Below are 19,652 nucleotides of genomic sequence, written 5' to 3'. Positions count from 1 at the left end.
CCGGCTACTACGCTTCAACGCCACGGTAGGCGAGGTAATCGTCGTAGTTGCCAATGAAGTCTTCGACTTTCCCGTTAGGCAGAACCTCAAGAATGCGGCTGGCAACACCGGAAACGAACTCACGGTCATGGGAGACGAACACCAAAGTACCCTGGTATTTTTCAAGAGCAAATTGCAGCGATTCGATGGACTCCATGTCCAAGTGGTTGGTGGGTTCATCTAGCAGGAGCACGTTATGGCGGCCGAGCATCAGACTACCAAAAGTAAGACGATTTTTTCTCCACCCGACAACACATTCGTCATTTTTGTAATGTCATCAGCGGAAAACAGCAAGCGTCCTAATACTGAGCGCAATGCCTGATCGTCATCACCGGTCTGACGATGGTTGCCCAACCAGTCAAAGAGGTTCAGCTTTTCTGTAAACTGGTCAGAGACATCTTGAGCCATGTAGCCAACATCAGCATTTTCAGCCCAGACAACGGTACCACTGTCTGGAGCCAGATTACCTTGCAGCAGACGCAGCAACGTGGTTTTACCCACCCCGTTTGCTCCCACTATGGCAATACGCTCGCCCGCTTCGACTGAAAGATTCAAATTACTGATGATCGGTCTGTCGTAGGCTTTGGACAGGCCTTCGACCTTGACAGCCAGACGGTGCAGCGGCTTGGCCTGCTCGAAGCGAATAAATGGATTTTGTCGCGATGATGGCTTGACCTCGACCGTTTCTGCCTTGATACGCCCAATTTGCTTGATACGTGAGGTGGCCTGGCGCGCCTTTGATTTATTCGCCGAAAATCGGCGTACGAAATCCTGGAGTTCGCCAATGCGTTCTTTGGCCTTGGCATTGGCATTCATCAGGCGCTCGCGTGCCTGGCTGGATGCCAGCATGTAATCATCGTAGTTGCCCGGATAGACACGTAGCTCACGGTAGTCAAGATCGGCCATATGCGTACATACCTGGTTCAGAAAGTGACGGTCATGACTAATAATAATCATGGTGCTCTGATAGCCATTGAGTACGTCTTCCAGCCAGCGGATTGTGTTGATGTCCAGGTTGTTGGTCGGCTCATCAAGCAGCAATACGTCAGGATTCGAAAACAGGGCCTGTGCCAGCAATACCCGCAGCTTCCATCCTGGAGCAATTTCACTCATGAGCACGCCATGCTGCTCTACAGGAATTTCCAGACCCAGCAAGAGCTCTCCGGCGCGAGATTCAGCAGTGTAGCCGTCGAATTCGGCAAATCGCGTTTCGAGATCTGCAGCGCGCATATAGTCGTCTTCGCTGGCTTCAAGGTCGGCGTAAATCGCATCGCGCTCATTCATGGTCTCCCACATTTCAGTGTGCCCCATCATCACTACATCAAGCACACGAAACTCTTCAAAACCAAATTGATCCTGACGCAGCTTACCGAGTCGAACTCCAGGCTCGAGCGCAACGCTGCCGCCGGTGGCCTCCAGGTCGCCACCGATGATTTTCATGAATGTTGATTTACCCGAGCCGTTCGCCCCAATTAAGCCGTAACGGTTGCCTTCGCCGAATTTGACACTGACGTTTTCGAATAAAGGTTTGGCACCAAACTGTATGGTTAAATTTGCGGTTGAAATCACGAGAGAGTTACTTTCTGTGTGGTAGTGAATAACCCTCTAGTGTAGCAAGAGCTCAGGACAAATAAATTTAATCGTGATGGTGCTCATCGATAAGCAAATAAGCCATATCGTCTTCCCAGGCAATCCCTACCTGCTTGCCTATGGGAAGCGTCGCTTTAATTTCAGTATGCCCATACGGAAGCCCACGGATTACGGCTGCTTTAGTGTTGCTCTTTAGCCACTCAACTGCAGACTCAAGCGTATAACCGTTGTCGTGCGCACCCAGCTTATAGCCGCTGAAATTTCCAAGAAGCACCGCATGCTGCTGATCAAGCACCCCTGCATAATGCAGTTGACTAAGCATACGCTCGATACGGTAGGGATGTTCGCCTACATCTTCAAGAAACAAGACTCCGCCCTGAATATCGGGAAAGTAAGGCGTACCCAACAAGGAACACACCATGGCCAGGTTACCACCCCAGAGGATTCCTCGCGCGTCGACTGGGTCTGAATCCGGAGACTCAAAACTGAGCACCTCAAGTTCATGACGCATGGTCTCGGCAAACAAGTCAGCCGTTAATTCATCGACTTTTTCTGCACCAAAATCGAAAGCGGCACATGGGCCCGCGTAACTGATTGAACCAGTCTTAGCCAATAGAGCCAGGTTAAAGGCGGTAAAGTCGCTATGCCCGACAAAACGCTTGCCACTGTCTGCAATTGCCGACCAGTTGAGATACGGCAAAAGCCGGGACAAGCCATAGCCGCCCCGGCTGGCCAGGACGATGGACTGTTCGCCTGCCAGGGCCCGATCGAAGGCCTTAAGCCGTTGTTCATCACTGCCCGCAAAACGCTCGTACCTGGCCAAGGCGTCCTGATCGACGACTGTGCTAAAACCAAGCTGGCTCAAATACGATTGAGCCCTGTCCAACGATGCTTCATCGCTAACGGCGTTAGAGGGAGAAATGATATAGATGCCGTCGTTATGCTTATGCGAGTGGCAAACGGGACAATCGTCGGTGTGGTGATGACTCATGAAGGTCCGGATTCAAAAATGTAAGTGTTAATGATCGCGCTTTTGCATAGAGTCTGCAAGCGCCTGCGCCTGACTGCTTAATGAAGCACGAGCCCGTTCTTTCGCCTGCCTGGAAAGCTCACGGCGCTCTTTGAAAAATGCGCGCAACAAGGTGGAAGCCTCTTCGGCCAACAGACCGCCCTGCAGCCGCGTCTGATGATTCAGGGCACTGTCATGCAGTGCAAGAACACTGCCACAGGCTCCGGTCTTAGGATCTGAAGCCGCATACACCACCCGTTTCACCCGGGCATGAAGCAGTGCCCCTATACACATTGCGCAAGGCTCAAGCGTCACATACACCGTTGCTTCAGGCAGACGGTAATTTTCACACGCCAGTGCGGCCGCACGCAGCGCCACCATTTCTGCATGAGCACTGGGATCATGGGCAGAAATAGTCTGATTTCGCCCTGCTCCGATAATGGAACCGTTGGCGTCCGTCACCACCGCGCCTACCGGGACCTCGCCCTCACTCCATGCCTGGCGGGCTAAAGCCAGGGCCTGTTGCATAGCGTGTTGATCATGCTCAGAAAAAAGAAAAGGCTGGCTCATGGTGTACTTCAATCAATAAACTGGATTTACATTTTACCTGCTGTCCCTTCTCTCAAACCGGAATTGGTGGTTTTTTGACTAAGCTACGTATACTGGTAACCGGATCAAATTTATTCATTGCGCGCAGCCTCTCCCTATGGAACAACCAATCATTGAAATAAACAACTTATCTAAAGTTTACGCCAACGGCTTTACCGCCTTGAAAGACGTGAGTTTGAAGATAAAGAAAGGCGAAATTTTCGCTCTGCTCGGACCCAATGGAGCGGGGAAAACCACCCTGATCAGCCTGATCTGCGGACTGGTGAATGCCTCCGGTGGATCAGTAAAAGTGGGGGGTATGACTACAAGAAACAATATCGCCAAGCTCGATCGCTGATCGGGCTGGTCCCCCAGGAGATAGGGGCCGAAACTTTCGAGAACGTGCTCAACAGTGTCAGCTTCAGCCGTGGTCTGTTCGGAAAAGAAAAAACCCCGCCCTTATCGAACAGATACTTAAAGAGCTCAGCCTTTGGGACAAGCGACATAGTCCGCAGATTGCGTTGTCAGGCGGCATGAAGCGTCGCGTTCTTATTGCCAAGGCTCTGTCTCACGAACCTGAAATCCTGTTTCTGGATGAGCCCACTGCGGGCGTAGACGTGTCACTGCGCCAGGATATGTGGGCTCTGGTGAGGCGCTTGCGTGACAAAGGCGTCACCGTCATTCTCACCACCCATTACATTGAAGAAGCTGAAGAAATGGCGGATCGCGTTGGCATCATCCAGAACGGAGAGCTGTTATTGGTAGAGAAAAACAGAAACTCATGCAGCAATTCGGCGAAAAGCAATTGCAGCTGCACCTCGAGGCACCCGTTTCTGAACTGCCAGCCGCGCTGGTGGAAGTCGGCCTGCAGCGCAGCGAGAACGGGGAAACCTTACTTTACAATTACGCCAAAGAAGCCACTGAGGTTTCAGTCGTCGATCTGCTGAACCTGGTTCAGGCGCTCGGTATAACCGTTAAAGATGTAGACACCCATCGCAGTTCGCTGGAAGACATTTTTGTTAGCTTGATGGAGAAAAAACAATGAACTTACGTGCCATGCAAGCCATCTATGCTTTTGAAATGTCCCGTACCCGCCGTACCCTGCTGCAAAGCATTGTGGCACCGGTTATCTCTACAGCCCTGTACTTTGTGGTGTTCGGTGCGGCACTGGGACCACGCATCAGCGAGGTGCAAGGTGTCAGCTATGGCTCATTTATTGTGCCGGGTCTGGTTATGCTGTCGGTACTGACACACAGCATTTCAAATGCCTCATTTGGCATTTACTTTCCAAGATTTTCCCGAACCATTTACGAAATCATGTCGGCGCCTATTTCGTACATGGAAATTACCTTTAGCTTCGTGGCTGCAGCTGCAACCAAGTCCATAATACTGGCCATCATTATCCTGATTACAGCCAAGCTGTTTGTACCTTTTAGCGTTGACCATCCAATCTGGATGCTAAGCTTTTTATTCCTGACCGCTTTCACTTTCAGCCTGTTCGGCTTCATTATTGGGATCTGGGCTGACAATTTCGAAAAACTGCAGCTGGTACCCATGCTGATCATTACCCCGCTTACCTTTTTGGGCGGCAGTTTCTACTCTATCGATATGCTGCCCCCTTTCTGGCAGAACCTGAGCTTGTTCAACCCCGTGGTTTACCTGATCAGCGGCTTCAGGTGGAGCTTCTACAGCGTTGCCGATGTCAATATATGGCTAAGCCTGGCGATGACCCTGCTATTTTTAGCGCTATGCCTGGCCATCGTTACCTGGATATTTCGCACCGGCTACCGCCTGCGCCCCTGACAGGCCTTAGTCTCTGAAGTTTTCGTACTGCAGAGGCAGTTCGACGTCGGTTTGACGTAATAACGCGATGGCTTGCTGCAAGTCGTCGCGTTTTTTACCTGATACGCGTAGCTTATCGCCGTTTATCTGTGCTTCAACTTTGATCTTGGCCGCTTTCAAGGCTGCGATCAGTTTTTTGGAAGTGGCTTGATCTACTCCTTGGCGCACTGTAATTGCCTGCCGTGCTTCAGCCAGGTTTTCCTGAGCATCAGCCACGTCAAGGCAACGCACGTCAATCTCGCGAGCCGCCAGCCGGGCGCGCAAGATAGGCAGCATCTGCCCTAGCTGAAAGACACTGGGCGCAAACTGTGTAATGACGTACTCATTTAGCTCAAAGCGGGCGTTCGTACCTTTGAAATCGAAACGGTTGACCAGTTCTCGGCTGGCTTGATCAACGGCATTTTTAAGTTCGTGTTTATCCACTTCGGACACTACATCAAATGACGGCATTGTTGTTTCCTCATAGTCCATGGCGTGTGCAAAATATGCGCGCAAAGTGTAACCGCTAGCCTTGGCAATCACAATGTATCAATGCTGGCCGCATAAAGTGCTCAGGCGGCAGGACGAAGCTTTAGGCTCGGTGTAGACTACTTACTTCAGGCCAGCCTTGTTTTACCCTGGCGACTTTATTTAAGTAACGGCTTATTGCTATCTGATGATTGAATCCATTGCACTGATAGGCTTGGGTGGTGCCCTGGGCGCCATTTTACGCTGGTGTTTAAGTATAGGCTTAAACAGCATCTTTCCGCCTCTGCCTTTAGGCACATTAAGCGCCAACGTGATTGGGGCTTATTTGATTGGTATTGCCGTGAGCATCATTGGCGCACTGCCCGACCTTAATCCGCTGTGGCGTCTGTTTATCATTACCGGCTTCCTGGGCGGTTTAACCACCTTTTCCAGCTTCACCGCCGAAATCATGTTACTGATACAACAGGGCCGACTGTATGGCGCCTTAGCCGGCATTGGCATCCATGTTGTGGGCTCGCTTGTTTTCATGGCTTTTGGCATAGCCACCGTTCACGCTTTTAAGTCTTAATATACGATGCAAGCTTTTTTACTGATTCAAGCCGATACGCCTCCTACTACGATTACTCAACGCGTAGGAGACCAACGCGACTGGTTCAGACAGGCAATCGAAATTGCACACCAGGTACCCATCGTAGCGGTGAATCCCGCTGCCGATACGCCATTACCCAACCCCGCAGATTACAGCGGTGTCATCATTAGTGGCTCGTGGGCCATGGTCACGGATCGGGCCGCCTGGAGCGAACGCACTGCAGAATGGCTAAAACAGGCACATACCCAGGATACCCCTCTGCTCGGAATTTGCTATGGTCATCAGCTACTGGCACACGCGCTGGGCGCAAGCATCGGTAATTTAGGCGCAGGACGTGAATTTGGCACCTTTACGGTAGACCCTCTGCCTGAAGCGGTAGACGATCCGCTTACCTATCATCTGAAAGAGCCTTTTCTGGCGCATCTTAGCCACTTGCAGACGGTGCTGCAATTGCCGGCTAAGACACAGGTTCTTGCTCGCAGCAAAATGGATCCGCATCAAATTCTGCGCTACGGACCCCATGCCCTTTCGGTGCAGTTTCATCCGGAATTCACTCCCGGCATCATGCAGGCGTGTTTGCTCGCACGCCTGTCGCCAGACAAAGCCTCAGAGCTCGATCCCAGCAACCATCTTACGCAGTTCAGGAACACCCCTGTCGCACGCCAGATTCTGCATAATTTTATAGAACGATATCGTCAGCCTGCCCCTGATGCGGAAGCTGAAAGAAGTCAGTAGGTGTAGCACCCATTACCTTTCTGAAGGCAGCAATAAAGGCCGACAAACTCTCGTAGCCACAGGCCAGGGCAACATCGGTGACGCGCTCTTTATTTTCCAGCAGAGACAACGCATGCATAAGACGGCGTTGCTGCCGCCATGCCCTGAAACTTATTCCTGTTTCCGACAAGAAAAGACGGCTTAGCGTTTTTACCGACACGCCGGTTTCGGCGGCGTAATCCGATAAGGTCTGAGGATGTGCTGCATCAGCCTGAAGTCGCAAACAGAGTTCCACAATACGAGGGTCTGTTGGCCACACCAGCATCAGGCCCGATTCTGTGGCGCTTTGTATTTGATCTAACAGAACCTGAGCGAGCCTCAGGGGCGAACCGGTCTCCGGGTAATTTTGCGGTAATTGGCTGAAGCTACGTATCAATTCGCGCAGTAAGGGACTGACGTTTAGCACTTTGCATCGCATCGGCAAGGCGTTCATGGCTTCCGCTCGTACATACAGGCTGCGGATGATGGTGCTCGACGAAGCCTGCACGCTGTGCATTTCGCCTGCAGGTATCAACACCGCCCGTTGTGGCGGAGCCATATAATGCCCGGTGGCTGTTTTAACCTCGATCACGCCTTCCAAGGCATACGAAAACTGTAGCCAGGGGTGTGAATGCCATTCCGTGATAGCTGTATTGGCAACAGAGCTTTCATTACCAATTATCGGCCGAGGCAAGCCTTCTTCCCATTCAGCGGGTATATTCCACATAGAACGTCCTTTTGTCGACAGTTCGTTTACCTTAATCGACAAAAAGAATGTCGGCAATACGTTAAAGTTGAGCTTTCGACGATTAAGTTCTGATAAAGCTCACTATGATTTCCAAGCTAAGACTGTTATTTGACAACTTTACCCTGATACTTATTGCGGTCGTGGCTCTGGCCACTTTTTTCCCGCACATGGATCCGGTGCACTCATCTTCGACTGGATAACGCACCTGGCTATCGGCCTGCTGTTCTTTTTTCACGGTGCGAAACTATCACGTGAAGCCATTATTGCCGGCGCAATGCATTGGCGACTGCACCTCTTGGTATTTACCTGCACCTTCATCCTGTTTCCCCTCATAGGATGGGGGCTTAAGCCTGTGCTCCTGCCTCTGCTGGGAATGCCCTTATATATCGGTATCTTGTATTTGTGCGCCTTGCCGGGCACTGTGCAATCGGCCATCGCCTTTACCTCCATCGCCCGGGGCAATGTCCCTGCTGCCGTCTGCAGTGCCTCAGCATCGAGCCTCATCGGCATCGCGCTCACCCCGCTACTGCTCAAAATACTATTGGATGCCGACGCGGGCACTGCTGGAACCCTGGATGCCGTCATACAAATCAGTATTCAGCTGTTGCTGCCTTTTATAGCCGGACATCTGCTGCGCCCCTGGATTGGCAAGTGGATGGAGCGCAATCAGAGCTGGTTGAAAAATGTGGACCAAACCTCTATCTTGCTAGTGGTTTACACCGCCTTCAGTGCTTCGGTAATAGGGGGTTTATGGCTAGCAGTACCTGTTAAAGCATTATTGATTCTTACTGGTGTTTGCTTTGTACTGTTGTTCATCATGCTGTTTCTAACCACCTGGCTGGCTCGACGCTTTGGCTTTAGCCGTGAAGACGAGGTGACAATTGTGTTTTGTGGTTCGAAAAAGAGTATGGCAACCGGCGTTCCCATGGCACAAGTGCTATTTAGCAGTGCCGCGATCGGACCGGCCCTGCTTCCACTGATGATTTTCCATCAAATACAGCTCATGGCGTGTGCGGTATTGGCAAACCAGTACGCCTTAAAGATTAAAGCCACAAACAATATGAACAAGGCTGTTGAGGCTCAGGCTTAAAAAAGCTGCCAGCAAACCCGGCTCCGGCAGCTAAAGCCGGGTTTGCTGCTGGTGCGAAAAGGGCTCACATTCCCCTGAGCAAAGCGGTAGGCATGTCCGGCCTTCCTACCTGGTAGCGGATAATGTCGACGATAACTGATGCCTTAAGCTGGCTTCTGAGACTTCACCCATTCGTACGTGCTGCACCTGGCCCGAAGCGTCTATAAACAGCGTCGTGGGCAGACCTTTGCTTTTGGCAAACTGACTCAATTCCCCGCTCTCGTCCTGCAATAAGTTATGCAGCAGCAGCTTTTCTTCGTCCATGAACTCAAGCACCTTATCTGCAGATTCCATTTGATTGGCGAATACAAAGTGCACATCTTCATACTGTTGCTGAGCGGCCTGGAAAACTGGCATCTCACGCCTGCAAGGCGGGCACCATGTGGCCCACAGGTTTAACACCACTGGTTTACCACGATAACTATCCAGTTGAACGTGTTGCGAAGCGTCGTCAGCCAGAGACAAAAGGCTAAGAGACGGCAGACTTTGAAGCGCATCGTGCTGCAGATTCAAGTAGGCGTAGCCGGCGCCCCAACTGGACAGTCCGGCAAACAGACACAGCGTAATACCGCGGCGAGCCATACCCTTATGCCTGAAAAGTGCCACAAGCACCACTGCAGCAATAGCAAATAATGCCCAGTGCCAGACCATACCACCGTCACGTATATCAAATACTGACCAAACATTATTGCGATAACTGTCCCAGTACTGCATGACAAAGCTGAAACGTCCCGCCACCACACCAGCGATTGCCGTCCACCAGACAAGCGCCTCAAGACGGACCTTATAGAGACGCTCGAAAAGCACAGCGGCGCCCATGGTCACCAGCAGTGACAAAAAACTCAAAAATACGGAAGCACCCAAAACAAAGGGGCCCAGGCTCACAGTAGGCATGCAATCACCCGAGAGAAATGTGCAAACAAAGCATCAACGTCAAAACAGCTGCTTATGCTCATTGACTTGAGGCCGACTGCAGAAAAGCCTGCATTTTTTCGGCTTTCTTAAGCCCCGGAGCACTCTCGATACCGCTGCTGACATCCACCGCATAGGGATGTATGTCTTCGAGCGCCTGGGCGACATTCTGCTCGTTTAAGCCCCCCGCCAAAATCAGGGGCATGGCATGCTCGGAGCAATAAGCCTGCACGCCACTGAGCAAGGAAAGCTCAAGCCGTACTCCGGTACCCCCGTAATGTGGACTGAAACTATCAAACAGCCATCCTTTTGCCGAGCCGTAAGGTAGGCAATTATCGAGGACCTGATCTGCTGAAGACGAGTCTGGGCCCCCTACCCTGAACGCCTTAATGTAAGGGTGCCCAAAAGAATCGCAGAACTCGGCTGTTTCGTCTCCGTGAAACTGTAAAAGGTCGGGTTTGACCTGTTTTATGACATCGTGCACCAGAGCCGCCTCAGGGTTGACGAACAAAGCCACGCTTGAGACAAAGGCTGGTACCGCATGCCGCAGCTTTACTGCAGTTTCTATATCAACAAAACGCTTGCTGGGTTCGTAGAATACGAAGCCAACGGCATCGGCTCCAAGGCGAACGGCATCAATCACATCGGCTTCTTTGGTGAAGCCACACATTTTGACGCGGACACGGCTAAACAACATGCTTATTCCTTTAACACTAACGCAGAGCCAGGAGCTCAAATAGCACTACACCTCACAATCATAGGACAAAAGCCGTGTCGTGAGGTGTAGTGTAAAGCTCTTTTAACAAGCAGACAGCAAGCAGGACTTATTGAAAAGCAGCCCCGGGATCGCTGCTGAAATCATCTGATCCGTATGAGTCCGAGCCGTATATATTGTCAGATCCGAACTCGATCGTGGACTCGTCCAGCAGAACCTCACCATGCTTATAGTGCGTGACCAGCCCAGGAAAGGTCATGACCGCGGCCACCATCAAGACTTGAATGACAATGAACGGTACAGAGCCCCAATAAATATCGCCTGTCGTCACCTTGGCAATACGCTTGCCGGTAACGGCATCGGTGTAATCTTCGCGAGGCGCGACTGAGCGCAGGAAAAACAGGGCGAAACCAAAGGGAGGGTGCATGAACGAGGTCTGCATATTGACCGCCAGCAACACCCCGAACCAGATCAAATCTATGCCCATCTTGTCGGCCACAGGACCAAGCAATGGAACAATAATAAAGGCAAGTTCGAAAAAGTCTAAGAAAAACGCCAGCAGGAAGGTGAAGATACTGACAAAAATCAGAAAACCCCATTCACCGCCGGGCAGATCTATCAACAGGCTTTCAACCCAGAGATCGCCATTCACACCCCTGAAGCTCAGGGTAAAGATCGTGGAACCAACCAGAATGAAAACCACAAAGCACGAGAGGCGAGTCGTCGAGTTCATGGCTTGACCCAACTGCTTCCAGGAAAGCCGGCCACGCCCTACCGCCATGATAATAGAACCCACTGCGCCCATGGCGCCGCCCTCTGTAGGCGTAGCCATACCAATAAAGATAGTGCCCAACACCAGGAAAATAAGAAACAGCGGCGGGATCATCACAAAGGTGACCCGTTCGGCGATTTGCGACAGCAGACCCAATTTCAAATAGCGATTGAGCAGTGCAATCGTTAAGGTCGTGGCGCCCCACAAAAGAAGGACGATCACCACATGCTCATCAACAGGGATATTAGGATGCGTGCGGAAATAGTACTGTGAGCCAAAATGCGCCACCAAGCCGGCAATAACGGCAAGCGCCACCAGGGACTTCAGCCCGCGGCTTCCATCAGGCTCGATATAGATGCGGGCCTCTTCGGGCAGCGCCGGAGCACTTTTAGGCTTTATAATCGAAAGAATGACCACATAGCCGATATAGGATGACGCTAAAATCAGCCCTGGAAGCATGGCTCCGCGATACATATCGCCAATTGAGCGGCCCAACTGATCAGCCAGGATAATCAGGACGATAGAAGGTGGGATAATTTGGGACAAGGTCCCCGAAGCCGCAATCACTCCACTGGCAAGACGCCGGTCATAGCCATAACGAAGCATAATGGGAAGGGAAATCAGGCCCATTGATATCACCGATGCCGAAATCACGCCAGTTGTGGCAGCCAACATGGCGCCTACCAGCACCACTGCAATGGCCAAGCCGCCCCGAATCGGACCGAATAGCTGACCGATGGTATCGAGCAGATCTTCGGCCATGCCAGAACGCTCGAGAACCAGGCCCATCAAGGTGAAAAATGGAACTGCCAGTAGAGTGTCGTTCGCGACTATGCCAAAAATGCGCTGGGGCAGCGCCTGAAAAAGCGCCGGCTGCATAAGATTGAGCTCAATAGCAAACAATCCATACAGAATACCTGTGGCGGCCAAGGTAAAAGTAACCGGAAAACCCAAAAGTAAAAATACAATCAGGTTCACAAACATGATGGGAGCAATGTTTGCGACAATAAACTCCATCATGGCTGACCCTTAGTGTCTTCTTTATTACGCATCATCTCTAAACGCTGCTTTTCTTTTTCTTCGGCCAGTAGCCGTATGTCATCAACAACTGCCAGATCGGACTCCGGAGTCTTGCCGTCAAGATGAGGATCTTCGCACTTGCCCATCAGAAACCCTATTGTCTTGATAAGGTGGGAAATCCCCGCCAGTATCAGCAGACCAAAACCAAGCGGAATGAGTAATTTCACAGGCCAGCGTATAAGTCCGCCAGTATTTGAAGACAATTCATGCGTAACGTAGGACTGCCAAAAGTAGGGCAACGACAACCAGAACACCAGCAGGCAAGCCGGCAATAAAAACAGCAATATGCCCGCAACCTCAATGTAGAGCTGCGTTTTGCGCGAAAATCGCTGTGCCAGTACATCTACCCGTACATGCTCGTTATGCAAAAAGGTATAGCCTGCCGCCAATAAAAAAATTGCCCCGAACAAATACCACTGCAGCTCAAGCCAGGCGTTAGAACTGATGCTGAATACTTTGCGGATAACAGCGTTGCCGGCGCTGACCATTACTACCAAGAGCGTAAGCCAAGCCACCGCTTTGCCGACAGTGGTATTTAACCAGTCGATAAATCGCGATATACGTAATAGAAATGTCATAGGGTTTAGTTAAGGCGGAAAAAAAAGCCAGGCTGAAAAAATACGAGCAAGGCCTTCCACTTTTATGGATAAGGATGCAATTCTATACTATTCAACATCACTACGCATGCTGCGGAAAACCCACAGCCCGCCTATACATTCAACTTAGCGTCAGACTCAGAAGCCCTAGATGCCGCTGCAGCAATTGAAAAGGGTCAAACAGCGGAATAGCGTCATTGTGCTCGTACTGAACCTGTGCCAGGTACAGCCCGTCGGGAGCAAAGGTGGGAGGAGCGTACTTGCGATCTTTGCGCACCATCAGCGCTGGAAGCTCATCGGCGTTGAGGCGGCCTCGTCCCACATAGAGCAAGGCACCCATCAGGTTGCGCACCATGTGATGAAGAAAAGCGTTGGCTTCAAACTGAAACAGCAAAAAACCGGCGCCTTGATGAATGCGCAGCATATTGAGTTCTCGAACCGGGCTTTTAGCCTGACACTCAGCTGATCTGAAGCTGCTGAAATCATGCGTCCCGACGAGGTATCGTGCTGCTTGACGCATGGCGTCTATATCCAGCTCCCTGAACTCCCAGCCGACCTTTCCGTGCAATAAAGGCGAGCGCACCCGATCATGTCTAAGTACGTAGAAGTAGGTGCGCTTGCGCGCCGAAAACCGGGCATGAAAATTATCGTCGACGGCTTTTGCCCATTGCACTGAAATACTGTGTGGCAACAAGGCATTCAGGCCCCTGACCCAGGCTTCCGAGCTGCGCTCGGCCCCCGTATCCAGATGCACCACCTGGTTCAGGGCATGTACACCTGTGTCAGTACGCCCTGCACATATTACAGAGGTAGGCTGGGCCAGAAACTGAGAAAGTGCCTGTTCGAGCTGATCTTGAACCGTTTTACCGCTGGGCTGAGTTTGCCAGCCGTGCCAAGGACTGCCGTCATAACACAGTCCTAGTGCCATCCGTGACATGAGCTAAAACCTTTAGTGAGATTTAGGCGGTTCGTCCGACGGCGGAACGTCCAGATCAAGACTAATTTTTTCGAGTTTTTCTCGGACCATATCGGCGCTGACGGGAGCCGGGGAATCAATATCGCTACGAGTTGTATTGGCGCGGCGCAATATCCATACCGTAATCAAAACGAGAATGAGCAAAAGCGACGACATAACCACGAGCATGTGCTCTTGTATCCAGGACAATGTTTTACCTGCTTTGGTATTGGGGACCGGTTCTGACGGCTGGGCGACAGCATTTGGCCCATTTAACGAAGGGCTGGCATCGCTGGAGGCTGCCGAAGCAGAATCCGATGCTGGCGGGATGTCGAAGTCTACACCCAATTCTCGCACACCGTCCAATAAAGCCTCTTTGGCGGCTTCACCCTGCCCGCGCAGAGCCTGGTTCAGATTGCTAAGATTTTCTTCGAGCTGAGATACCTTTTGTCCGGTCAGGCTGAGCTCTTCGGACGTTGCAACCGCCTTGTCTGCACGAGCGGCCATGGCGTCTGTTGCAGAGAGTTCTAGCCTGTCGCCTTGCGCTACAGTTTCCGGCAGTGACTCAGACGCCACTTCAGCACTTCCTTGAGTCGCGTCCTGAGCCGCCAGTAGCGGAGTTTTTCCGGCAGCCAGCTGCGATTTATAACGTTCAAACCATTGCGCGTGCTGCACAAAAAGCTGTCGGGCCTCTTGATCAGAAAAGCGCTGAATTTGTTCAAGGCCAGGCTGCGTCAAATGCGTACCTGCCTGTATCAGGTTGATATTCCCGTGACCGAATGCCTGGGGGTTGGCTGCATGCATCGCGGCCATGTACTGGTAAGAGCTGAACTCGGACGAACGGTGTCTTTGGGCAATTCTGCTCAGCGAGTCGCCTGCTTGCACGATAACCGTTTCAGGTGCGATGGAGGCCTCAGAACCAGAATCCGCGGTTCGGACGACTGTCGGGCTGGAGGTGGCTTGCGCATCCTGATACTCGGCTTGATCACTTTGGCCTGGCAGCTGTGTCGCTGCGATGACTGACGCGTTCAAAACACTGACCTGATGGCGCTGCACGCCTTGCGGACTGGAAACATCGACCAGAACATCTACGACTTTCAACTGGCTAGGCTGCTCCGCCAAAATAAGCAGACGCGATGCCTGAGCGTCGATTTGCACCGTCATGCTGGCCAAGGCCAGGGGCGGTGTCAGGCCATGGGCCTGCCAATCAGCCAAAGCAGGCAAACTGACACTTAGCGTTGAGGGGTCGTCGCCTATGTCGCGTAGCTGCACGCCAATACGCAGCGGCTGGTCCGCTGCCGACAAGACGCGAGCATGCCCCACCTCGACGGCATACGCCGAGGCACATGAAAGCGCCGCCAATGTCGCTGCGATCGAATACTTGAATGTCAGCAGGAAAAGGCGGCGCTGTCTCATTTATAGCTCTCCGAGTGCGATACGTAACATTCTACGCAAGGGCTCTGCCGCGCCCCATAGCAACTGGTCGCCCACCGTAAAGGCACTAATGTATTCAGGGCCCATTGCCAACTTACGAATTCTGCCAACCGGGATATCCATGGTGCCGGTAACGGCAATAGGGGTTAACTGCTGGACAGTCGCCTCACGCTCGTTGGGTACGAACTTGGCCCACTGCGTTCCTTCGCTGACGATTTGATTGATTTCATCAAGTGGTACGTCGCTGCGCAATTTAATGGTTAGCGCCTGACTATGCGACCGCATGGCCCCTATACGTACACACAGCCCGTCGATAGGAACCTGGCTGGCAGTGTTGCGGCCAAGAATCTTATTGGTCTCGGCCCCGGCTTTCCACTCTTCGCGCGACATGCCGTCGCCCAGGTCGGAGTCGATCCAGGGAATCAGGCTTCCACCCAGAGGCACACCAAAGTGCTGATGAGCAAGAGCCGGGTCTTGTTGCATTTTCAACACACCCCTATCGATGTCCAGAATGGCAGAAGCCGGATCATCAAGCAAAGGCCGGACGGCGGAATTAAGCGCCCCAAACTGGGTTAATAATTCACGCATGTGCTGAGCACCACCTCCCGACGCAGCCTGATATGTCATGGAGGTCATCCAGTCGACCAGATCGTGCTTGAACAGCCCGCCCAGACCCATCAGCATGCAGCTAACGGTACAGTTGCCACCAATGAACTGCTTTACACCCCTGGCCAGGCCCGCATCAATCACATCACGATTGATGGGATCGAGCACAATAATGGAGTCGTCATCCATACGCAGCGTACTGGCAGCATCGATCCAAAGACCATCCCAGCCAGCGGCACGCAACTTGGGATAAACCTCGGAGGTGTAATCGCCGCCTTGCGCGCTAAGAATAATAGGGAGTTTCTTCAAACTTTCAATATCGAAGGCATTTTGCAACGGACCCGCACCCTGCGCCCAGTCAGGCGGGGTACCGCCAGCATTGCTGGTGGAAAAAAACACGGGTTCAAATAACGAAAAATCATTTTCGTCGCGCATACGTTGCATGAGGACTGAGCCTACCATGCCTCGCCATCCGACTAAGCCTACCGCTTTTGTCATGAAAATCACCTGGTTAAAACGAAAATAAAAACTGAGGTCTTTAGTTTAATGCCTTAAGCACCGCATCGCCCATCTCGGAAGTGCCCACAAGCTGTGTGCCTTCTTCGTAGATGTCCGCTGTGCGCAGACCTTGTTCAAGTACCGTACGTACCGCATTTTCAACGCGCGTAGCGTGCGCATCGTGGTTTAACGAATATCTGAGCAACATAGCAGCCGATAAGATCATTGCCAATGGATTAGCTTTGTTTTGTCCGGCGATATCCGGCGCAGAACCATGGCTGGGTTCGTACAATCCCTGATTCGAGGCATTGAGGGATGCAGAAGGCAACATACCAATGGAGCCCGTCAGCATTGCCGCTTCATCCGATAGTATGTCACCGAACAGGTTGCCCGTCACGATCACATCGAATTCTTTAGGGGCCCGCACCAGCTGCATGGCTGCGTTATCGACATACATATGACTAAGCGTCACATCAGGATATTCGCTTGCCACATCAATCATGATGTCACGCCAGAACTGGGAGGTTTCAAGCACATTTGCCTTGTCGACGCTGCACAGCTTCTTATTGCGCTTCTGGGCGGCCTGAAAGGCGACATGGGCAATACGCCGAACTTCGCTTTCGGCATAGTGCATGGTGTCAAACCCTTGCTTTTGCCCAGCGAAAGGTCCGTCTTCTAGGACTCGTACACCACGTGGCTGTCCAAAGTAGATATCACCCGTAAGCTCGCGCAGAATAAGGATATCCAGGCCAGAGACGATTTCTGGCTTTAAGGTTGACGCATTCGCCAACTGAGGATACAGGATGGCGGGACGTAAATTCGCGAACAAGCCCAGCGCTTTGCGTAAACCCAGAATGGCCTGCTCCGGACGTAACTCTCGGACCAGATTGTCGTATTTCCAGTCGCCCACAGCGCCAAACAATACCGCTGCCGACGATTTCGCCAACTCCAGCGTTTCTGGCGGCAGGGGGTGACCATGTGAGTCGTACGCTGCGCCGCCTACATTTGCATGGACCAAGCTAAGGTCCAGCCCAAGCGAGTTTAAAACCCGCTCAGCCTGCTCTGTAATTTCGGGACCAATTCCATCACCGGGCAACACTGCAATTTGAGTAGTCATAACATTCTTTTAAAAACTGAGGAGGGTGTACTGTATACACCCCTACATACATGAAAGAGGATACAAAAACGCGGGCAATTACTGCCCGCGATCTTGTTTACACGCCAGCTGACCCTACCAGCCACGGATGGCGTGCCAGACGCTCGGCCTCGAACTGACGGATGGTATCTGCCTTTTCCAAGGTCTGACCGATTTCATCCAGACCTTTGAGCAAGGACTGCTTACGGAAAGGCTCGACCTCGAAAGAGATCTCACGGCCTTCAGGCGTAGTAATACGTTGCTGCTCAAGGTCAATACGCAGTTCGTAAGCGGGAAAACCGCGAACTTCGTCAAACAGGCGTGAGACTTCGAGCTCACTAAGCGTAATCGGCAGCAAGCCATTCTTAAAGCTGTTATTAAAGAAAATGTCAGCGAATGATGGTGCAATAATTGCCCTGAAACCGTATTGCAACAACGCCCATGGCGCATGCTCGCGGCTAGAGCCACAACCAAAGTTTTTACGCGCCAGCAATATTGAAGCCCCCTGATAGCGAGAATGATTCAACACAAAATCAGGGTTGAGCGGGCGCTGGCTGTTATCCATCCCCGGTTCGCCATGATCCAGATAACGCAGCTCGTCAAACAGATTAGGACCAAAACCTGAGCGCTTGATAGACTTCAGGAACTGCTTGGGAATGATCAAGTCGGTATCGACGTTTTCTCTGTCTAAGGGGGCGACTAAACCCACATGTGTCGTAAAGGCTTGCATAATGGTTCCTAGCTAAAGTTTCGCACGTCAGTGAAATGGCCGGCTACAGCTGCTGCCGCTGCCATTGCCGGGCTGACCAGATGAGTGCGGCCACCCTGCCCCTGCCGTCCTTCAAAGTTCCGGTTCGAGGTCGATGCACAACGCTCGCCAGGTTCGAGGCGGTCGGCGTTCATGGCCAGGCACATTGAGCAGCCAGGCTCACGCCATTCAAATCCTGCCTCGATGAATATCTTATCCAGTCCCTCACGCTCTGCTTGCATTTTAACCAAGCCAGAGCCAGGCACAACCATCGCCTGGACGACATTGGAAGCGACTTTTCGGCCCCGCGCGACCTGTGCAGCGGCTCGTAAATCTTCGATGCGCGCATTCGTACAGGAGCCAATAAACACCCGGTCAATACGGATATCGCTGAGTGCCTGATTGGGTTTCAGCCCCATGTATTCAAGTGCACGGATCATGCCGTCGCGGCGCACACTGTCTTTTTCCTTGTCAGGATCAGGTACATGAGAATCAATGGGGAGCACCATCTCAGGTGAGGTACCCCATGTAAGCTGAGGCGTGATCTCGGCAGCGTTGATGCGCACTACAGCATCAAAGCTGGCGCCTTCGTCGGTGTGCAAGGTTTTCCAGTACTCAACGGCTTGATCCCACAATGCGCCTCTGGGGGCATAGGGACGGCCGACAAAATAATCAATGGTTTTCTGATCGACGGCAACCATGCCCGAACGAGCCCCCGCTTCAATGGCCATGTTGCACACTGTCATACGGCCTTCCATGCTAAGGGCACGAATGGCCGAGCCTCCGAACTCAATGGCATAGCCGGTACCACCAGCAGTACCGATTTTACCGATAACATAAAGAATAAGATCTTTGGCTGTGCAACCAAAAGGCAAGTTGCCATTGACCTCGATCAGCATGCTTTTGTTCTTTTTCATCAGCAGGGTCTGGGTCGCCAGGACGTGCTCGACCTCGGAGGTACCGATGCCAAATGCCAATGCGCCCACTGCGCCATGTGTGCTGGTATGCGAATCGCCGCAAACCACTGTCATGCCCGGCAAGGTAGCGCCCTGCTCCGGGCCGATGATATGCACAATGCCCTGACGCAAATCGTTCATGCGAAACTGAGTAATGTCGAATTTTTCGCAATTGGCGTCAAGCGTATCGACTTGCAGGCGGGATATGGGATCCTCAATACCCTGGGCACGGGATGTCGTAGGCACATTGTGGTCGGCGACAGCCAGATTCGCACTGACGCGCCACGGCTGGCGTTCAGCCAGAGCCAGGCCTTCAAAAGCCTGCGGGCTGGTAACTTCGTGCAAAAGATGTCTGTCGATGTAGAGCAAACAGGTGCCGTCAGACTCACGGTGCACCACATGCGCATCGAACAGTTTGTCGTATAAGGTTTGTGCCATGATGTACTCACTTAAAAACGAGCGTGTAGGGCTGGATGCCTTCGTTAGCTCC

The 19,652-nt window shown here is 52.2% G+C and carries 17 protein-coding genes and 3 pseudogenes; 5 read left to right on the top strand and 15 right to left on the bottom strand.

Going from position 1 to position 19,652, the window contains the following annotated elements:
- Positions 1–7: 7 nt before the first annotated feature.
- From L1889_RS05525 to tadA, 3 genes and pseudogenes are all read right to left on the bottom strand, one after another.
- Positions 8–1,608: pseudogene (locus L1889_RS05525) on the bottom strand (ABC-F family ATPase).
- 67 nt (positions 1,609–1,675) lie between these two features.
- On the bottom strand, positions 1,676–2,620 hold the full coding sequence (locus L1889_RS05520) for an LD-carboxypeptidase (protein ID WP_238664290.1): 945 nt from the start codon (positions 2,618–2,620) through the stop codon (positions 1,676–1,678).
- 27 nt (positions 2,621–2,647) lie between these two features.
- A complete protein-coding gene (gene tadA / locus L1889_RS05515) occupies positions 2,648–3,208 on the bottom strand; it encodes a tRNA adenosine(34) deaminase TadA (RefSeq protein ID WP_238664289.1) in 561 nt (186 codons plus the stop codon).
- Positions 3,209–3,344: 136 nt separating this feature from the next.
- Between tadA and L1889_RS18375 the strand changes: the two are divergent.
- A pseudogene (locus tag L1889_RS18375) lies at positions 3,345–4,271 on the top strand (ABC transporter ATP-binding protein).
- Entirely contained in the window at positions 4,268–5,029 is a 762-nt protein-coding gene (locus L1889_RS05500; protein WP_238664288.1) for an ABC transporter permease, read from the top strand. The pseudogene L1889_RS18375 and the gene L1889_RS05500 overlap by 4 nt, the downstream one beginning before the upstream one ends.
- Before the next feature lie 6 nt (positions 5,030–5,035).
- Here the strand turns inward: L1889_RS05500 and L1889_RS05495 are convergent, their stop codons facing one another.
- On the bottom strand, positions 5,036–5,518 hold the full coding sequence (locus L1889_RS05495; RefSeq protein WP_238664287.1) for a YajQ family cyclic di-GMP-binding protein: 483 nt from the start codon (positions 5,516–5,518) through the stop codon (positions 5,036–5,038).
- Between the two features lie 205 nt (positions 5,519–5,723).
- Here L1889_RS05495 and crcB point away from each other — a divergent pair, with 205 nt between their 5' ends.
- The gene (gene crcB / locus L1889_RS05490) at positions 5,724–6,104 is read left to right on the top strand and encodes a fluoride efflux transporter CrcB (RefSeq protein ID WP_238664286.1); all 381 of its coding nucleotides are present in this window, start codon (positions 5,724–5,726) and stop codon (positions 6,102–6,104) included.
- Between the two features lie 6 nt (positions 6,105–6,110).
- On the top strand, positions 6,111–6,860 hold the full coding sequence (locus L1889_RS05485; RefSeq protein WP_238664285.1) for a glutamine amidotransferase: 750 nt from the start codon (positions 6,111–6,113) through the stop codon (positions 6,858–6,860).
- On the opposite strand, the gene L1889_RS05480 is transcribed toward L1889_RS05485, so the two are convergent.
- The gene (locus L1889_RS05480) at positions 6,805–7,605 is read right to left on the bottom strand and encodes an AraC family transcriptional regulator (protein ID WP_238664284.1); all 801 of its coding nucleotides are present in this window, start codon (positions 7,603–7,605) and stop codon (positions 6,805–6,807) included. The genes L1889_RS05485 and L1889_RS05480 overlap by 56 nt on opposite strands.
- Before the next feature lie 104 nt (positions 7,606–7,709).
- Here L1889_RS05480 and L1889_RS05475 point away from each other — a divergent pair.
- Positions 7,710–8,716, top strand: a pseudogene (locus L1889_RS05475) (bile acid:sodium symporter family protein).
- Positions 8,717–8,821: 105 nt separating this feature from the next.
- On the opposite strand, the gene L1889_RS05470 reads toward L1889_RS05475, so the two are convergent.
- The 10 genes from L1889_RS05470 to leuC all read right to left on the bottom strand — a co-directional run bounded on the left by L1889_RS05470 (position 8,822) and on the right by leuC (position 19,600).
- On the bottom strand, positions 8,822–9,649 hold the full coding sequence (locus L1889_RS05470; protein WP_238664283.1) for a TlpA disulfide reductase family protein: 828 nt from the start codon (positions 9,647–9,649) through the stop codon (positions 8,822–8,824).
- 58 nt (positions 9,650–9,707) lie between these two features.
- Positions 9,708–10,364, bottom strand: coding sequence for a phosphoribosylanthranilate isomerase (locus L1889_RS05465; protein WP_238664282.1), 657 nt, complete (start codon positions 10,362–10,364; stop codon positions 9,708–9,710).
- A gap of 127 nt (positions 10,365–10,491) precedes the next feature.
- On the bottom strand, positions 10,492–12,171 hold the full coding sequence (locus tag L1889_RS05460; RefSeq protein WP_238665862.1) for a TRAP transporter large permease: 1,680 nt from the start codon (positions 12,169–12,171) through the stop codon (positions 10,492–10,494).
- Complete coding sequence (locus L1889_RS05455; protein WP_238664281.1) at positions 12,171–12,812, bottom strand: TRAP transporter small permease subunit; 642 nt, start codon at positions 12,810–12,812, stop codon at positions 12,171–12,173. The genes L1889_RS05460 and L1889_RS05455 overlap by 1 nt, the downstream gene beginning before the upstream one ends.
- A 139-nt stretch (positions 12,813–12,951) precedes the next feature.
- Complete coding sequence (gene truA / locus L1889_RS05450; RefSeq protein WP_238664280.1) at positions 12,952–13,767, bottom strand: tRNA pseudouridine(38-40) synthase TruA; 816 nt, start codon at positions 13,765–13,767, stop codon at positions 12,952–12,954.
- Between the two features lie 12 nt (positions 13,768–13,779).
- Positions 13,780–15,201: a type IV pilus assembly protein FimV gene (locus L1889_RS05445; RefSeq protein WP_238664279.1), complete on the bottom strand. Its 1,422-nt coding sequence runs from the start codon at positions 15,199–15,201 to the stop codon at positions 13,780–13,782.
- Entirely contained in the window at positions 15,202–16,323 is a 1,122-nt protein-coding gene (gene asd / locus L1889_RS05440) for an aspartate-semialdehyde dehydrogenase (protein ID WP_238664278.1), read from the bottom strand. It abuts the gene before it with no gap.
- Between the two features lie 40 nt (positions 16,324–16,363).
- Positions 16,364–17,440 carry a 3-isopropylmalate dehydrogenase gene (gene leuB / locus L1889_RS05435; RefSeq protein WP_238664277.1) on the bottom strand — a complete coding sequence of 359 codons (1,077 nt, stop codon included), beginning with the start codon at positions 17,438–17,440 and terminating at the stop codon, positions 16,364–16,366.
- Between the two features lie 97 nt (positions 17,441–17,537).
- Positions 17,538–18,188: a 3-isopropylmalate dehydratase small subunit gene (gene leuD, locus L1889_RS05430; protein WP_238664276.1), complete on the bottom strand. Its 651-nt coding sequence runs from the start codon at positions 18,186–18,188 to the stop codon at positions 17,538–17,540.
- 8 nt (positions 18,189–18,196) lie between these two features.
- Positions 18,197–19,600 carry a 3-isopropylmalate dehydratase large subunit gene (gene leuC / locus L1889_RS05425; protein ID WP_238664275.1) on the bottom strand — a complete coding sequence of 468 codons (1,404 nt, stop codon included), beginning with the start codon at positions 19,598–19,600 and terminating at the stop codon, positions 18,197–18,199.
- Positions 19,601–19,652 lie beyond the last annotated feature (52 nt).

Source organism: Paenalcaligenes niemegkensis (genome assembly GCF_022230885.1).
In the GTDB taxonomy this organism is placed as follows: Bacteria; Pseudomonadota; Gammaproteobacteria; order Burkholderiales; family Burkholderiaceae_B; genus Paenalcaligenes; species Paenalcaligenes niemegkensis.
This window is presented reverse-complemented; position numbering and strand designations above follow the sequence as displayed.

Bases quoted from the DNA above. Each gene is read 5' to 3' on its own strand.
- L1889_RS05500 (WP_238664288.1), top strand. From the start codon at position 4,268: ATGAACTTACGTGCCATGCAAGCCATCTATGCTTTTGAAATGTCCCGT.
- L1889_RS05445 (WP_238664279.1), bottom strand. From the start codon at position 15,201: ATGAGACAGCGCCGCCTTTTCCTGCTGACATTCAAGTATTCGATCGCA.
- L1889_RS05485 (WP_238664285.1), top strand. From the start codon at position 6,111: ATGCAAGCTTTTTTACTGATTCAAGCCGATACGCCTCCTACTACGATT.
- L1889_RS05520 (WP_238664290.1), bottom strand. From the start codon at position 2,620: ATGAGTCATCACCACACCGACGATTGTCCCGTTTGCCACTCGCATAAG.
- truA (WP_238664280.1), bottom strand. From the start codon at position 13,767: ATGTCACGGATGGCACTAGGACTGTGTTATGACGGCAGTCCTTGGCAC.
- L1889_RS05480 (WP_238664284.1), bottom strand. From the start codon at position 7,605: ATGTGGAATATACCCGCTGAATGGGAAGAAGGCTTGCCTCGGCCGATA.
- leuD (WP_238664276.1), bottom strand. From the start codon at position 18,188: ATGCAAGCCTTTACGACACATGTGGGTTTAGTCGCCCCCTTAGACAGA.
- tadA (WP_238664289.1), bottom strand. From the start codon at position 3,208: ATGAGCCAGCCTTTTCTTTTTTCTGAGCATGATCAACACGCTATGCAA.
- leuB (WP_238664277.1), bottom strand. From the start codon at position 17,440: ATGACTACTCAAATTGCAGTGTTGCCCGGTGATGGAATTGGTCCCGAA.
- L1889_RS05455 (WP_238664281.1), bottom strand. From the start codon at position 12,812: ATGACATTTCTATTACGTATATCGCGATTTATCGACTGGTTAAATACC.
- asd (WP_238664278.1), bottom strand. From the start codon at position 16,323: ATGACAAAAGCGGTAGGCTTAGTCGGATGGCGAGGCATGGTAGGCTCA.
- crcB (WP_238664286.1), top strand. From the start codon at position 5,724: ATGATTGAATCCATTGCACTGATAGGCTTGGGTGGTGCCCTGGGCGCC.
- L1889_RS05465 (WP_238664282.1), bottom strand. From the start codon at position 10,364: ATGTTGTTTAGCCGTGTCCGCGTCAAAATGTGTGGCTTCACCAAAGAA.
- L1889_RS05470 (WP_238664283.1), bottom strand. From the start codon at position 9,649: ATGCCTACTGTGAGCCTGGGCCCCTTTGTTTTGGGTGCTTCCGTATTT.
- L1889_RS05460 (WP_238665862.1), bottom strand. From the start codon at position 12,171: ATGGAGTTTATTGTCGCAAACATTGCTCCCATCATGTTTGTGAACCTG.
- leuC (WP_238664275.1), bottom strand. From the start codon at position 19,600: ATGGCACAAACCTTATACGACAAACTGTTCGATGCGCATGTGGTGCAC.
- L1889_RS05495 (WP_238664287.1), bottom strand. From the start codon at position 5,518: ATGCCGTCATTTGATGTAGTGTCCGAAGTGGATAAACACGAACTTAAA.